Genomic DNA, 14,538 nt, shown 5'->3' on the forward strand with positions numbered 1-14,538 from the left:
GATCCGGAGCCGGTGTCAGCCGATGATCCAGAGCAACACCCACCCATCGCACCACCGCGGCTTTACCCTGCTTGAGATGCTGGTGGCCATCGCCATCTTCGCCACCCTGAGCCTGGGGGCCTATCAGGTGCTGCAAGGGGTGCTGACCAGCGACGAGGTGGCCAAGCGCAAGGAGGCCCGTCTCTCGGAGCTGCAGCTCGCCTTCAGCCTGCTGGAGCGGGATGTCACCCAGATGGTGCCGCGCAGCGGTCGCATCGACGGCGAGAACAACAAGGTGCTGCTGGCGGCGTCCCGCTTCGGCCAGCAGAGCGACGACTGGGGCATGGCCTTCATTCGCGGCGGCTGGCTCAATCCGGACGGCATACTGCCGCGCTCCGGCCTGCAACGGGTGGGTTGGCGTCTCAAGGGGCAGACCCTGGAGCGGTTGAGCTACCTCTATCCGGATCCGGCCATTGGCACCGAGCCGCGCATTCAGCCCGTGCTGACCGGCGTGACGGCGCTGCGCCTCTATTTCTACGACAAGGGACAGTGGAAGGAGGAGTGGACCCAGCGTGACCTATTGCCCTACGGGCTGGCGGTGGAGCTGGAGCTTGAAGACTACGGCACCATCCGTCGCCAGTTCCTGATCGGAGCCGGTGGTCAGAGGGCAGAGAATGGTAACTGATCGTCGTTTTCCCCTGTCCGTCACGGAGGGTGACGGCACTATTCGACGTCGCCAGTTCCTGATCGGTGCTGGTGGCCAGCGAGTGGACAATGGCAATTAAGCGCGACCGGGGCCGATCCCGCACTACACTGGGCCGCCAGGGGGGCATGGCCCTGCTGGTGGTGCTGCTCATCCTCGCGGTGATGGTGATCGTCGCCAGCAACATGAGCGGCCGCCTGCAACTTGAGCTGCGCCGCACTGCCAACCTCACCCTGGGCAAGCAGGCCTGGTGGTATGCCATGTCGGCGGAGGCCCTGGTGATCAAGGTGCTGAACCAGGACTTCAAGGATGACCCGGATCGGGTGAGTCTGGGACAGAACTGGGCGCGGGAGGATGGGGTCTTCCCGGTGGAGGATGGCACTCTCTCGGGCCGGGTGCGGGATCTGCAATCCTGCTTCAACCTCAACAGCCTGAGCGTGCCCCTCAAGGAGGGGGAGAACGGCGACGATCTCGATGCCCAGCCTTACCAGTTCAAGGTGTTCCGGGCCCTGCTCGCCCAGCTCGAGGTGGATGATTACGAAGCGGTACAGCTGACGGACGCCATCCGCGACTGGACCGACAAGGATACCCAGCTGGTCTCGAGCAACGGGGCCGAGGATGCCTACTACGAGGGACTCAATCCCCCCTACCTGGTGGCTAACCAGCGGATGCTGGGCACCGACGAATTGCGGGCGGTGCGCGGGGTGAGCGCCAGCCTGTACGCCCGGTTGGCCCCCTATGTGTGCTCCCTGCCCAATGACAAGCTGGTGGTGAACATCAACACCATCCGGCCGGAGCAGGCGGCCCTGCTGGTGGGGCTCTACCAGGGGAAGATCGGGCTGGACGATGCCAAGCGGGTGCTGACCAGCCGCCCCAAGAAGGGGTGGAAGAGCAAGCAGGAGATGACGGAGCAGTTGCAGGTTCAGCCGGGTGCCATCACCGGGCTGGATGGCGCCCTGGACATCAAGAGCAGCTTCTTCGAGGCCCGCCTGCTGGCGGAGGTAGGGGAGACCCGCGCCAGGCTTGAGACCGTCTTCCAGCGTGGCAAGGACAACAAGCTGGTGATGCTGCGTCGCCTGAGCGGCGGCGCCGAATAACAAGGGGGCGTGGGGCGGTTTCAGCTGCCCTGCGCATCCCCCGATTGGACTGCAACCCATGGCTGTGCGCCCGCCCCCCTGAGGGAGGAGCGGGCATGGCAGGAGAGACATTAGTGAGCGAGAGTCTGGTCATCCGTCTGGGGACCAATGCGCAGCAGCCAGTGCACTGGCTGGTCTGGTCGGCGCAGGAGCAGGAGATCATCGCCTCCGGCATCCTGGCCTCGGCGCACGCCCTCGGCGAGCTGCAGGAGCGTGCCGGTGGTCGCCCCGTGGTGACCCTGGTGCCCGGCAGCGATCTTATCTTCCGGCGGGTCAATCTGCCGGGCAAATACAGCCGCCAGAGTGCGGCGGCCCTGCCCTATCTGCTGGAGGAGCAGATCGCCTCAGACGTGGACGATCTGCACCTGGTGGTGCTCGGCCATCAGGGCCGCGAGGTGGATCTGATGGCGGTGGACAAGGGGAAGATGCACTCCTGGCTCGGCTGGCTGGAGCAGGCAGGGCTCAAGACCCTGCACCTGCTGCCCGACGTGCTGGCGCTGCCGCTCGCCGCCGATGGCTGGTCAGCCCTGCAACTGGGGGAGGAGTGGCTGGTCCGCCAGGCCCCCCGTCAGGGCATAGTGGCGGAGGAATCCCTGCTGGCCATGCTGTTGGCAGCGCAGACCGAACCCGTCACCCTTCACTGCCATACTCCCATCCCCGCCATGGCGGCGGGGAACTGGCAGGAGGCTGACCCAGAACTGCCCATGCTGTTGCTGGCGAAAGGGGCGCTGACCTGCCAGGCCAACCTGTTGCAGGGGCCCTATCGTCCCCAGACCGAATACGCCCGCTACTGGTTGCAGTGGCGCAAGGTGGCGGTGCTGGCAGGCGTATTGTTGCTGGTGGCCCTGGTGCAGCGCGGTGTGCATCTGCACCAGCTGACGGAACAGGACAAGGCCCTCAAGGCGGAGATCCGGCAGGTCTACACCCGGATCTTCCCGGGGGAGACGCGCATCGTCAACGTGCGCAGCCAGATGACCCAGCACCTCCAGCAGTTGGGGCAGGCTCCCCAGGATGGCGTCCTGTTGCTCCTGACCGAGCTGGCCCCGGTGTTTGCCGAGGTGCCCGGCCTCAAGCCCGAAGTGCTGCGCTTCGATGCAGCCCGGGGCGAGCTGAGGTTGCAGGTGACGGCCCCCGGCTTCACCGAGATCGAACGTTTCCGCGAGCTGGCGGGCAAGCGCTTCGCGGTGCAGCAGGGTGAGGTGCGAAGCACCGAAGGCAAGGTCGAAGGGGCGCTGGTGCTCAAGGGGAGGTCGTCATGATGGACAAACTGCAGAGCTGGTGGCGCGGCATCAGTGCCCGCGAGCAGCGGCTGGTGGCGGTGGGGGGCAGCGTGCTGCTCATCGGGCTCTTCTACTGGGCGATCTGGCAGCCGGTGGCAAATCGCATTGCCGAGCGCGAGCGGCAGGTGGTGAACCAGCAGCAGACCCTGGCCTGGCTCAAGGAGAAGGGACAGGAGGTGTTGGCGATGCAGGGGGGACAGGGGCGCCAGATCGACACTGGCGGTACCCTGGACGGTGTGGTGAACCGCACCGCCTTCAACCAGAAGATCAAGATTGCCCGCTTGCAGCCCCAGGGTCAGGAGCTGCAGGTATGGATAGACACAGTGCCGTTCGATGATCTGCTGATCTGGCTTGCGACCCTCTCGGATCAATACGGCGTCCAGGTGCAGATCATCGAGCTGGCCCGCGAGGGGCTGGCCCCCGGGCTGGTCAAGGTCAGACGTTTGCAGTTGAGTCGTTCCCAATGAAGCGAAAAATAGTGATCGCCAGTCTCTTCCTGCTGGCCTATCTCGGTTTCCTGCTGGCCCAGTTGCCAGCATCCCTGGTGGTGCGCCATCTGCCGCTGCCCCCCAATCTGGTGCGGTTGGAGGGGGTGAGCGGCACCCTCTGGAGCGGTCAGGCCGCCCGGGTGCAATATGCCAGCGAGTCCCTCACCCAGTTGCGCTGGGATCTCGATGGCTGGTCCCTGCTGCGGCTGGCGCCCGAGGTGTCGGTGCGCTTTGGCGAGCGCAGCGGACTCAACGGGCAGGGGATCCTGGGTTGGAACGGTGCCGCTTTCGGGCGCGACATCACCCTGAATGCGCCTGCCCCCTGGGTGCTGGAGAGGGTGCCGATGAGACCCCCGTTCCCGTTGACGGCGACGGGTCAGTTGCAGCTCAAGATCGATCAGTTTGCCCAGGGCACTCCCTGGTGCGACAACCTTTACGGGGATCTTCACTGGTATGACGCACAGGCGGACACCCCGGCGGGCAAGCTGGCCCTGGGGGATCCCGAGATCACGCTCACCTGTCTCGACTCCCGGCTGGTGGCCGAGATCAAGCAGGGCTCGGAGGCGGTACAGGTGCTGGGCAAGCTGGAGTTGCAGGCCAATCGCCAGTACCTGTTCCAGGGCACCCTGAAACCGGGTCCCGAGCTGCCGGACCAGATGAAGCAGGGGCTCCCCTTCCTCGGCCAGCCCGATGGGCAGGGGCGCTTCCCGCTGCGTTATCAGGGCCGCATCTGACGGCGTTGCCCATGGTTTGAACCACCCCGCCCCGGCGGGGTGGTGTCGTTATGGGGGCGCGCCGGCTGGCGCCGTGATGAGGTGATTGAGGAAGAAGCTGAACAACTCGGCCCGGGAGTGCAGGTTCAACTTGGCGTAGAGATGCTTGCGGTGATTCTTCACCGTGCCGCTGCCGATGCCGAGTGCACCGGCAATGGCCTCGGTATCCAGCCCCTGCAACAGCAAACCCGCCACCTGGCGCTCCCGCCGGGTTAGCTGATCTCCCCCCACACTGGCGATAGCCTGCTCCACCGCCCCCTTGAGGTCAGTGCCATCTGACCTGGCCGGGCTGCGGGCCAGGCGGGGTGTCTCTTCCCGCCAGTGCTGGCGACACAGGGAGTGGACCAGCGGGAACAGTGCCTCCAGCCTGGCCAGCTCGTCACGGCTGAGGGAGCTGCGCTTGTCGAGGCGGCCCAGAAACAGCATCAGGGTGAGGCCGCCGCGCACCGGCAGGATCAGCCCCACCTCCTCCTGCCAGCCGGTGGCCTGATAGAAGTGGTGGCGATACTCGGGGTCGAGCCGCCCCCGCGACACCTGCGCCAGGGTCCAGACCCCGGCACCCAGCCCCTGTTCCAGCGCCTGCATGAAGGGATCCTGACTGAAGTGGCGGGTGAGGTAGCGGTCGAACAATAGGGCCCGCTGATGATGCAGGTTGTCGTAGAGGTAGACGGGGCGCAGCCCCACCCCGAGCAGCAGGGCACAGTCGAATGCCACCTGTTGCTGGATGAGGCGCACCAGGGCTGCCGGGAAGCCGCTGCCGTGCAGGGCATCGACGGCGGCGGTCAGGCTCAGGGTATCCGTGGCAGGAGACGGGGGCATGGCGATGGGCTCCGGGTCAGGGAATGGCTTCCCCACGATGGCAGGATGCTAGCACGGGAGTGGCAAAACTGTCCCCTGGGGGACATATCTGCCAGCACCGCAAACGGCGAGGATGGCCCTCTTTCTCTTGCTGTTGGAGCCCTCCATGACAAATCCTCACTTGCTCGATGAGCTGACCCAGCGCGGCCTGGTGGCCCAGAATTCCGACCCGGTGGCGCTGGCCGACCACCTCGCCACCCCGCTCACCGTCTACTGCGGGTTCGATCCCACCGCCGGCAGCCTGCACATCGGCCATCTGGTGCCACTGTTGATGCTGCGCCGCTTCCAGTTGGCGGGCCACACCCCGGTGGCCCTGGTGGGCGGTGCCACCGGCCTTATCGGCGATCCCAGCTTCAAGGCAAGCGAGCGCACCCTCAACAGCGCCGAGACGGTGCAGGGCTGGGTCGCCAGCCTGTCGGCCCAGATAAGCGCCCTGCTGCCAGCGAGCGACGGGCTGGCGGCGCCGCTGCTGGTCAACAACGCCGACTGGATGGGGCAGATGTCCGCCCTCGATTTTCTGCGGGACATCGGCAAGCACTTCTCGGTCAACGCCATGCTGGCCCGGGAATCGGTGCGCCAGCGCCTGGCCCGTCCGGATCAGGGCATCTCGTTCACCGAGTTCTCCTACACCCTGCTGCAATCCCAGGACTTCGCCGTGCTCAACCAGCGCCTCGGCTGCACCCTGCAGATCGGCGGCAACGACCAGTGGGGCAACATCACCAGCGGCATGGATCTCACTAGGCGGCTGCATCAGACACAGGTCTATGGCATGACGCTGCCGCTCATCACCAAGGCCGATGGCACCAAGTTCGGCAAGACCGAGGGGGGCGCTATCTGGCTCGACCCGGCGCTCACCTCCCCTTACGCCTTCTACCAGTTCTGGCTCGGTACCGCAGACGAGGATGTCTACCGCTTCCTGCGCTACTACAGCTTTATGCCGCTGGCCGAGATTGAGGCGCTGGAGGCGGAGGATGCGAAGCGGCAGGGGCGCAAGCTGGCCCAACAGGTGCTGGCGGACGAGCTGACCGAACTGGTACACGGCAAGGGGGCGTTGGCGGCGGTGCAGCGCATCAGCGAATTGTTGTTCAGTGGCGAGGTAGCCCGCCTTGGGGAGAGCGATCTGGCCCAGCTGGCGCAAGATGGCATGCCAAGCAGCCCCATCAAGGGGGAAACGGATCTGGTGACCCTGCTGGTGGAGTGCGGCCTGGCCAACTCAAAGCGGATCGCCCGCGAGCTGCTGGCGGCGGGGGCCGTCAGCGTCAACGGTGCGATCCGCCGGGATGAGCCGCTCACCGCCGACGATCGGCTGTTCGGCCGCTACCTGCTGCTGCGCCGGGGCAAGAAGCAGTACCACCTGGTGATCTGCTCATGAAGGGGTGAGCGCCTCGATGACGTAGTCGAGGAAGTGGCCGACCAGGGCCGACTCGGCCCGGCGCTGGGTATAGAGGGCGTAGAAATGGGCCCCCTTGGGGCGATAGTCCGGCAGCACTTCGCGCACCACCCCCTCGGCCAGCTCGGCCGCCACCAGGTAGCGCGGCAGGCGGGCTATCCCCAGTCCCTGGCGCATCCCCTGGTGAATCGCCTTCTTGCTGCTGAAGGCCAGCTCGCCCGCTACCTCGAGAGGGATCTCGCGCCCCTGGGCAAGCAGGGGCCAGCGCTCATGGCGGCCGTACTCCTGGCTGCGGGTGATGAGGCTGTGCTGGTGCAGATCCTGCGGTGTGGTGAGGGGCGGGTGGCGGTCCAGGTAGTCGGCGCTGGCGCAGAGCACCAGATCGTCCACCGCGATGGGGCGCGCCAGGTAGGGCTGGGTGCCGAGCTCAGTGCTGCGAAACGCCACGTGCAGGTTGTCGCGCAGCAGGTCGGCCGGGGTATTGCTGAAGTCGGCGATGATCCGCACCTCCGGGTGGTCGGCGCGAAAGCGCAGCAGTACCGGGGTCAGCACCACTTCTCCCCAGAGATCCGGCGCCGTGATGCGCAGCTCCCCGCACAGTGCCGAGCGGCGGCGCTGCAGGCCGTCCAGCAACTGCTCGTGCAGGGCGATCATCTGGTCGGCCTGGCGGTAGGCGAGCTCTCCTGCGTCGGTCAGTTGCACCCGGCGGGTGGTGCGGCTCAGGAGCACGCTGCCGAGGCTCTGCTCCAGGTGGCGCAGATCTTTTGACGCCTTGCTCGGGGTGATGCCGAGCTGGGACGCCGCCGCGGCGAAGGATCCGCAGCGGACGATGGCGACCAGCAGGCGCATCAGGTAGAGGGTGTCGAGCTTGTGGTGACTCATGAGGGGTGGCCTATTATGTCTTGCTGGGAATGAATGTCTTGCTTGTACGTCTGATTATATCCTCCTGGCCCGGGTTTATAGTGGCCGCCATGCCATTGCGATCCCGGGAGAGGACGATGAACAAGACATTGGGCGACAGCTTCCACTTCGAGCGAGCCGGATTGCGGCTCAAGAACCGGGCCGTGCTGGCCCCTTTGACCCACAACATGAGCGGCGCAGGCGGTGATCCCGGCCAGGCCGAGCTCGACTGGCTGGCGCGCTGCGCCCGTGGCGGCTTCGGCCTGCTCATCGCCGCCGCCACCCAGGTGCAGCCCGGCGGACGCTGCTGGGCGGGGCAGCCTGCCCTGATGACGGACGCCCAGCAGCAGGCCTTCACGGCCCTGGCCGACAGTGCGCGGCAGGCCGGGGCGCTGGCGGTGGTGCAACTGCATCACGGCGGGATGCGGGCTCTGCCCGAGCTGAACGACGGGGCGCCGGTCGGCCCGTGCGCGCTGGCGCCGGGCGGGCGTTACCCCCTCGGGGTCAAGGGGCTGAGCGAGGAGGAGATTCTGACGCTCATTGATGCCTTTGTGAGCGCTGCCGAGCGGGCCCATGGCGCCGGCCTGCACGGGGTCGAGCTGCACGCAGCCCACCACTTCCTGCTCTGCAACTTCCTCAACCCCCTGCACAACCGGCGCACCGACCGCTGGGGGGGCAGCCTCGCCAACCGGGCGCGGATCCTGGTGGAGATAGTGCGCGGCATTCGCGCCCGTCTACCCCGGGGTTTCCTGGTCGGGGTGCGTCTCTCCCCCGAGAGCTATGCCCATATCCAGGGCATCGAACTGGCCCATCAGCTGGCGGTGGCGCGCCTGCTGGCGGACGAGGGGATCGACTACCTGCACTTCTCCATGGGGGACAGCTTCAAGGCGGTGGCGGGGGATCCCGACGGCGGCGCCCTGCTGGAGGCGGTAAGGATCGGGTTGGCCGGGCGGGTGCCGCTCATGGTGGCGGGCAAGATTAGCGACGCAGATTCGGCGGAGCGGGCTCTGGCCGGCGGCGCCGATCTGGTGGCGGTGGGCACGGCGGCCCTTGGCAATCCGGACTGGATGGAACGGGTGAGCCGCGGCCTGCCTCTGCATGCAGCCCCTTTCACGGCGGCGCACCTCACGGAGGTCGGCTTCACCCCAAGCGTCCTCGACTACCTGGCCGGCATGGGGGTGCTGGCCCCGCGCGATGCGGCCTGAGGGCTTTCATGAACGGGATGCGCTCGGCAGGCTGTTGAGCTGATGTGACAAGGCCCTCGTGAAGAGGGCCTTGTGCGTGTCAGGCGCCGAGAGGGAGCAGGTCGGCGTAGTCCTCGAGCGCCGGGAAGTGCTGGAAGGTGAGCGGCGGCATCTGGCTGTCGGGGTGACGGATGCCGAGCTGGTGGGCGATGCCGAACTCGGCCGAGGCGGCCAGGATCCGCTCGCTGTCATCCACGAAGAGGGTGCGGGCCGGGTCGAACGCCAGCCGCTCGGCCAGTGCCTGCCAGCAGTGCTGGCTCTCCTTCGACCACCCGAGCTCATGGGTGCTCACCATCAGATCGAGGTGCTGGGCGAGGCCGAGGCGTGCATCCTTCACCGACAGGCTGGCGGGATGGGCATTGATGAAGAGCACCACCTGCTTGCCGGCGGCCTTGAGTGCGGTCAGGAAGGGAATGACGTTGGGGCGCCACTGGATCTTCTCCAGGATCTCCTGTTTGAGGGCGCGGATGTCGAGCCCGAGCGTCCGGGTCCAGTAATCCACGCAGTACCAGTCGAGGGTGCCGTTGACCGCATGATAGTGGGTGTCTATCTGCGCCTTCGCCTCGGCCAGCGGCAGGCCGAGTCGCTCGGCGTAGCGCGCCGGCACCAGGGTTTGCCACAGATGGCTGTCAAAATGGAGATCGATCAGGGTGCCATCCATGTCGAGCAACACGGTATCAATCTGGTGCCAGGGCAGGGGAGTCGACATGGGGCCTCGCGATGTCTGTGGTGATGGGAAAAACGGGGCGCATTATAACGGATTTTTCAGACATCTTTCCCCTCTTTGCCCCGTGGTGTTCGGCAGGGGAGTCGTTTACTCTTGAAACACGATTTTTTAACGAGCAGTCAGCCCCCGATGAGCGATCCCCACAAGCGCAATCCCGTCCACCTCAGTGTCGAGACCATGGCCCATGACAAGAGCAAGCCGGAGATCCTCAAGGCCGAGATCGTGGCCGAGAGCCGGCTGTTCAAGGTGGAGTCCCTTCACCTGAAATTCTCCAACGGCGAGGAGCGGGTCTACGAGCGGATGCGCGGCGGCAACCGGGGTGCCGTCATGGTGGTGCCCCTGTTCGACGTCCACACCCTGCTGCTGGTACGTGAATACGCGGCGGGCACCCACTCCTACGAGCTGGGTTTCCCCAAGGGATTGATAGACCCCGGTGAAAATGCCTTCGAGGCGGGCAACCGGGAGCTGATGGAGGAGGCAGGCTTCGGGGCGAGCAGCCTGACCCTGCTCAAGCAGGTGTCGCTGGCGCCGGGGTATTTCTCCAGCCGGATGGACATCTTGCTGGCGCGGGATCTCTACCCCGAGCAGCGGGTCGGTGACGAGCCCGAGCCTCTCGAGGTGATCCCCTGGCCCCTCAACCGGATCGACGAGTTGCTGGCACGACCGGACTTCACCGAGTCGCGCAGCATCAGTGCCCTGCTGCTGGCCAGCAAATGGCTGGCGGAGCAGGGAAATTAGCCCGCAGAGGGTCTGTTTGGCAATCAGAGGCAGAGGTAAGCACCATGCAGGAGTTGTTGGCCTGGATACCCGAGGTCAAGGAGATCGCCCGTGAGGCGGGCAGGATCCTTCACGAGATCTATCGCGGCGGTCAGTTCGAACGCCAGTTGAAGGAGGATGCGACCCCGGTCACCAGTGCCGATCTTGCTGCCGATGCCTACCTCAAACAGGCGCTGGCAGCGCTCACTCCCCATGTCCCCGTGCTGACCGAAGAGGCGGCCGACATCCCCTTCAGCCAGCGTGCGAACTGGCGCCAGTACTGGCTGGTGGACCCGCTGGACGGCACTGGTGAGTTCATCGCAGGCAGCGGCGACTTCGCCACCCTGATCGCCCTGGTGCGGGACAATGTCCCGGTGCTCGGGGTCATCTATGCCCCCGAATCCGATCTGCTTTACTGGGCGGTGCGCGGTCACGGCGCCTTCAAGGAGGCGAACGGCGAGAGCCGTCCCATCAGCGCCATCCATCATGAACACGATCAGCCTGACTCCCTGGTGGTGGCCATCAGCCGCCGCCAGAAACTGGAGAACCTGACCCGCCGCCTCAACCCGGCCATCCACTACGAGCTGATCCCGCTCGGCTCCAGCTCCCTCAAGTCCTGTCTGGTAGCGGAAGGCGTGGCGGATTGCTACGTGCGCCTGGGCCCCACCGGGGAGTGGGATACCGCTGCCGCCCAGTGCATCGTGGAGGCGGCAGGGGGGCGCATCCTCAGCCTGGCGCTGCAACCGCTGAGCTACAACGAGACCGAGTCGCTGGAGAACCCGGACTTCATCGTGATGGGGGACCCGGATCTCGCCTGGGGTCGCATTCTGGCCCACTGACGGGTCGACCAGCTCGCAGAGAATGCAATCAGGCGACCACAGGGTCGCCTGATTGCATTGGTGTGATCCACTGGCTGGTTACGGGGATTTTAGGGAGATTCGCTAGTGATGGCGATAACGGCAGTGGATCATCACATCCAATCTGGCTGCACTGGCATAATTTTCAGTTAATTCTGAAAACATGCATTTCATCGAAACAAAAAATCGGCGTGGGTTTTAATTTTGGTTTTATATTCCTAACTTTTGGTTTGTATCAGGATTAATTGAATAATTCGGGGTGAGATTTCCTCCCAATCTCACTGGTGGAACAGGGCTTTGCCAGTGAGATCTGCCAGTCTCCATTTTTGAGAATTAAATGCTAAAAGAGCACAATGTTTTTAGATTTTAATACTACGTAAAAGTGATTTATCGATGAGTTTATCTGCAGACGTCTCACGGGAGCTGTCCGGTTCCCCCTCCACCATGGCCAGCACCGGCTGGCGTCGCCACGACACCCATTGGGTCATCAGCCTGTTCGGCACCGCCGTCGGCGCCGGCATTCTGTTCCTGCCCATCAACCTGGGTCTGGGGGGGATCTGGCCCCTCGTCATCGTCGCCGTGCTGGCCGGTCCCATGACCTTCCTGGCCCACCGCGGGCTGGCGCGTTTCGTGCTCTCGTCGTCGCGCCCCCAGGCCGACTTCACCGAGGTGGCCGAGGAGCATTTCGGCAAGATGGCCGGGCGCCTCATCTCGGCGCTCTATTTCCTCTCCATCTTCCCGATCCTGCTCATCTACGGCGTCGGGCTGACCAACACGGTGGAGAGCTTCATGGTCAACCAGCTAGGCCTGGCCTCCCCGGATCGGGTGATGCTCTCCGGCGTGCTGGTGTTCGCCATGATCGCCGTGATGCTGGCAGGCGAGAAGGCGATGCTGCGGGCCTTCGCCGTCATGGTCTACCCGCTGGCGGCGATCCTGCTGGCCCTCTCCTGCTATCTCATTCCCCAGTGGCAGTGGCCGGAAGTGACCGCCTTTGAAGGCACGAGCTTCCTCAACACCGTCTGGCTGGCGCTGCCGGTCACCGTGTTTGCCTTCAGCCACGCCGCCGCCATCTCGGGCTTTGCCAATGTGCAGCGCCGGGAGTACGGGGAGCAGGCCGAAACCAAGAGCGGCCTGATCCTGCGCAACACCACCGTCATGCTGGTGGGCTTCGTGCTCTTCTTCGTCTTCTCCTGCGTGCTGAGCCTCTCCCCGGCCCAGCTGGCCGAGGCCAAGGCCCAGAACGTCTCCGTGCTCTCCTATCTCGCCAACATCACCGACAACCCGGTGATCGTGACCCTGGGGCCGCTCATCGCCTTCATCGCCATCAGCTCCTCCTTCCTCGGCCACTTCCTCGGTGCCCGCGAGAGCCTGAAAAGCCTGATCGCCAAGCCCACCGGCCTGCCGCTGGCGAAGGCGGACAAGCTCGGCATCGCCCTGATGTTCTTCGCCATCTGGGGCGCCGCCATCATCAACCCGGGCATTCTGGGGTTGATGGAGACCCTCTCCGGTCCCGTCATCGCCATGATCCTCTTCATCATGCCGGTGGTGGCCATCTACAAGGTGGAGGCGCTGGCCCGCTTCCGTCACCGTTGGGTCAACGGCTTCATCCTGCTGACCGGTGCCCTGGCGGTCTCGGCCCTGCTGTTCAGCCTGCTGAAATAAGCCAGGCCGTCTGCATCAAACAAGAGAGGCGACCCCGGGGGTCGCCTCTCTTGCTTCTGCTCTCTGGTTGCCTTGCCGTCGTCTCACCCCAGCTTGGCGCCGTTCTCCACCGCCTGCTCGGGGATGGCGATCACCACGGCGCCATCCGGGCGATAGAAGCCGGTCAGCAGAAACTCCGACTGGATGGGGCCTATCTGCTTGGGGGGAAAGTTCACCACGGCGACGATCTGGCGGCCCACCAGATCCTCCGGTCGATAGAGGTCGGTGATCTGGGCGCTGCTCTTGCGCACCCCGATCTCGGGGCCGAAATCCGCCCACACCTTGTAGGCGGGGCGGCGCGCCTCGGGGAAGGGCTCGACCCGCACCAGGGTGCCCACCCTGAGCTCCACCATCTCGAAATCCTGCCAGCTTATGGTCTGCATCTTGGCTCCTCGTTGCCCATACCTTGCATGAGCCTCAGCATGCCTCGAGTGCCCGGGGATTGTCTTCGGCAAAGAGCCGACCGATTACGGCAGGCAGCCGTTTTGCCGGCGCCAGAGGGAAGGGGTCAGTCCGGTCTCGGCCAGGAAACGCTCGGCAAAGGCTCCCTGGTTCTGGTAGCCGCAGCGGCTGGCCACCTCGCCTATGGGCAGGGCGGTCTGGGCCAGCAGGGTGCGGGCCAGCGCCATGCGCCGCATCCTGAGGTAGTGGGAGACGCTCGTGCCCACCTGCTGGCGAAAGGCGTGTTTGAACTGGCTCAGGCCGAGGCAGGCGATGGCGGCGAGTTCCTCGTTGGTGAGGGGGTCTGCGAGGTGGGCTTCCATATGACGCTGCACCTTGGCGATACGAGGGGCTATGCGGGGAGCGACGGCGGGGCCCATGCCGCGTCCCTCGGTCAGCAGCCCGAGCCACACTTGATCCATGCCGGCCACGTGGCGCCCCTCGGCCACCATGCGGTGCAGGAAGGCGAGGTAGTGGCGCTGGGCCTCATCCAGCTCGACGAAGGGGCGGTCCCCCAGGGCTGCCGGCAGCCAGTGGCTCTCTTGCACCAGAAACACGTGCGCCGGGTCGGCGGCGTAGTCGTGGCGAAGGCCAGGGGCGATGATGCAGGCAAAACCGGGGGCGAGGCGACATCCCCGGCCCTGCACCTCGATCTCGAGGGGGCCGACGAGGGGGATCACCAGCTGGGCGTGGTCATGACTGTGGCTCTGTATGTCGCTCTGGTAGTGACGCAGGCTGAAGGGGGAGGCGGCAGATAAGCATGACGCGGCACCGGGCCGCGTCATTGAAAGGGATGCATCGTTTGCCATGGGCAGCCGCATTACTCGGCGTCGAAGTCTTCGATCTCTTTGCCAAGGGCTTCCATGATGGCGCGGGCCTCGGCGGGGACGCTGTCCGGGTGATCCTTGCGCAGGTCGTCGTCACAGGGCAGCGGCTGGCCGGTGAAGGCGTGCAGGAAGGCTTCGCAGAGCAGCTCGCTGTTGGTCGCATGACGCAGGTTGTTCACCTGGCGACGGGTGCGCTCATCGGTCAACACCTTCAGCACCTTGAGCGGGATCGAGACGGTTATCTTCTTGACCTGTTCGCTCTTCTTGCCGTGCTCTGCATAGGGGCTGACGTAGTCGCCGTTCCACTCTGTACCCATGTTCCACCTGTAGTCGTTTGGCCGTGAGCGCGGATTTTAACCCTTAAGGAATTCAATGGCAATCCAACAGCAAAGCCATTTAGACGTCTAGAAGTGTTGACGGCTTTTTTAAGGTGGCGTAGTGTGGTGCACCATGGGCCGGCAGTCCGGCCAGCGAAAAT

Annotated in this window: 16 protein-coding genes; 10 read left to right on the forward strand and 6 right to left on the reverse strand. The window is 65.2% G+C overall.

Annotated elements, in window-relative coordinates; all coding sequences use genetic code 11:
- The first annotated feature begins 22 nt into the window (after positions 1-22).
- From exeJ to exeN, 5 genes are all read left to right on the forward strand, one after another.
- Positions 23-664, forward strand: coding sequence for a GspJ family T2SS minor pseudopilin variant ExeJ (gene exeJ, locus I6L32_RS10015; RefSeq protein WP_041211717.1), 642 nt, complete (start codon positions 23-25; stop codon positions 662-664).
- An 89-nt stretch (positions 665-753) separates the two neighbouring features.
- Entirely contained in the window at positions 754-1,779 is a 1,026-nt protein-coding gene (gene exeK, locus I6L32_RS10020; RefSeq protein WP_216945026.1) for a GspK family T2SS minor pseudopilin variant ExeK, read from the forward strand.
- 113 nt (positions 1,780-1,892) lie between these two features.
- Positions 1,893-3,077: a GspL family type II secretion system protein ExeL gene (gene exeL, locus I6L32_RS10025; protein ID WP_216945027.1), complete on the forward strand. Its 1,185-nt coding sequence runs from the start codon at positions 1,893-1,895 to the stop codon at positions 3,075-3,077.
- Positions 3,074-3,565 (forward strand): GspM family type II secretion system protein ExeM, encoded by a 492-nt coding sequence (gene exeM / locus I6L32_RS10030; protein WP_010675717.1) that lies wholly within the window; start codon positions 3,074-3,076, stop codon positions 3,563-3,565. Before exeL ends, exeM begins: the two co-directional genes overlap by 4 nt.
- Positions 3,562-4,320: a GspN family type II secretion system protein ExeN gene (exeN, locus tag I6L32_RS10035; protein WP_039040581.1), complete on the forward strand. Its 759-nt coding sequence runs from the start codon at positions 3,562-3,564 to the stop codon at positions 4,318-4,320. The genes exeM and exeN overlap by 4 nt, the downstream gene beginning before the upstream one ends.
- 48 nt (positions 4,321-4,368) lie before the next feature.
- Here exeN and I6L32_RS10040 read toward each other — a convergent pair whose 3' ends face one another.
- Complete coding sequence (locus I6L32_RS10040; RefSeq protein ID WP_052815529.1) at positions 4,369-5,178, reverse strand: helix-turn-helix transcriptional regulator; 810 nt, start codon at positions 5,176-5,178, stop codon at positions 4,369-4,371.
- A gap of 145 nt (positions 5,179-5,323) precedes the next feature.
- Here I6L32_RS10040 and tyrS point away from each other — a divergent pair, with 145 nt between their 5' ends.
- On the forward strand, positions 5,324-6,589 hold the full coding sequence (gene tyrS / locus I6L32_RS10045; protein WP_216945028.1) for a tyrosine--tRNA ligase: 1,266 nt from the start codon (positions 5,324-5,326) through the stop codon (positions 6,587-6,589).
- On the opposite strand, the gene I6L32_RS10050 is transcribed toward tyrS, so the two are convergent.
- Positions 6,584-7,489, reverse strand: a complete 906-nt coding sequence (locus I6L32_RS10050) for a LysR family transcriptional regulator (protein WP_216945029.1) — start codon at positions 7,487-7,489, stop codon at positions 6,584-6,586. The genes tyrS and I6L32_RS10050 overlap by 6 nt on opposite strands.
- A gap of 116 nt (positions 7,490-7,605) precedes the next feature.
- On the opposite strand from I6L32_RS10050, the gene I6L32_RS10055 reads away from it, so the two are divergent.
- Positions 7,606-8,712 carry an NADH:flavin oxidoreductase gene (locus I6L32_RS10055; protein ID WP_216945030.1) on the forward strand — a complete coding sequence of 369 codons (1,107 nt, stop codon included), beginning with the start codon at positions 7,606-7,608 and terminating at the stop codon, positions 8,710-8,712.
- Positions 8,713-8,791: 79 nt separating this feature from the next.
- On the opposite strand, the gene yrfG is transcribed toward I6L32_RS10055, so the two are convergent.
- Positions 8,792-9,460 carry a GMP/IMP nucleotidase gene (yrfG, locus tag I6L32_RS10060; RefSeq protein WP_216945031.1) on the reverse strand — a complete coding sequence of 223 codons (669 nt, stop codon included), beginning with the start codon at positions 9,458-9,460 and terminating at the stop codon, positions 8,792-8,794.
- Between the two features lie 147 nt (positions 9,461-9,607).
- On the opposite strand from yrfG, the gene nudE reads away from it, so the two are divergent.
- From nudE to I6L32_RS10075, 3 genes are all read left to right on the forward strand, one after another.
- Entirely contained in the window at positions 9,608-10,216 is a 609-nt protein-coding gene (gene nudE, locus I6L32_RS10065) for an ADP compounds hydrolase NudE (RefSeq protein WP_041213939.1), read from the forward strand.
- 44 nt (positions 10,217-10,260) lie between these two features.
- Positions 10,261-11,073 carry a 3'(2'),5'-bisphosphate nucleotidase CysQ gene (gene cysQ, locus I6L32_RS10070; protein ID WP_010675709.1) on the forward strand — a complete coding sequence of 271 codons (813 nt, stop codon included), beginning with the start codon at positions 10,261-10,263 and terminating at the stop codon, positions 11,071-11,073.
- Between the two features lie 411 nt (positions 11,074-11,484).
- Positions 11,485-12,753: an aromatic amino acid transport family protein gene (locus tag I6L32_RS10075; RefSeq protein WP_124812922.1), complete on the forward strand. Its 1,269-nt coding sequence runs from the start codon at positions 11,485-11,487 to the stop codon at positions 12,751-12,753.
- An 83-nt stretch (positions 12,754-12,836) separates the two neighbouring features.
- Here the strand turns inward: I6L32_RS10075 and I6L32_RS10080 are convergent, their stop codons facing one another.
- The 3 genes from I6L32_RS10080 to metJ form a co-directional block, all read right to left on the reverse strand.
- Complete coding sequence (locus I6L32_RS10080) at positions 12,837-13,175, reverse strand: tRNA-binding protein (protein WP_103261510.1); 339 nt, start codon at positions 13,173-13,175, stop codon at positions 12,837-12,839.
- Positions 13,176-13,259: 84 nt separating this feature from the next.
- The gene (locus I6L32_RS10085) at positions 13,260-14,018 is read right to left on the reverse strand and encodes an AraC family transcriptional regulator (RefSeq protein WP_171865717.1); all 759 of its coding nucleotides are present in this window, start codon (positions 14,016-14,018) and stop codon (positions 13,260-13,262) included.
- Between the two features lie 35 nt (positions 14,019-14,053).
- On the reverse strand, positions 14,054-14,377 hold the full coding sequence (gene metJ, locus I6L32_RS10090) for a met regulon transcriptional regulator MetJ (protein WP_005327165.1): 324 nt from the start codon (positions 14,375-14,377) through the stop codon (positions 14,054-14,056).
- Positions 14,378-14,538 lie beyond the last annotated feature (161 nt).

This window comes from Aeromonas sp. FDAARGOS 1402, assembly GCF_019046925.1.
GTDB lineage: Bacteria > Pseudomonadota > Gammaproteobacteria > Enterobacterales > Aeromonadaceae > Aeromonas > Aeromonas caviae.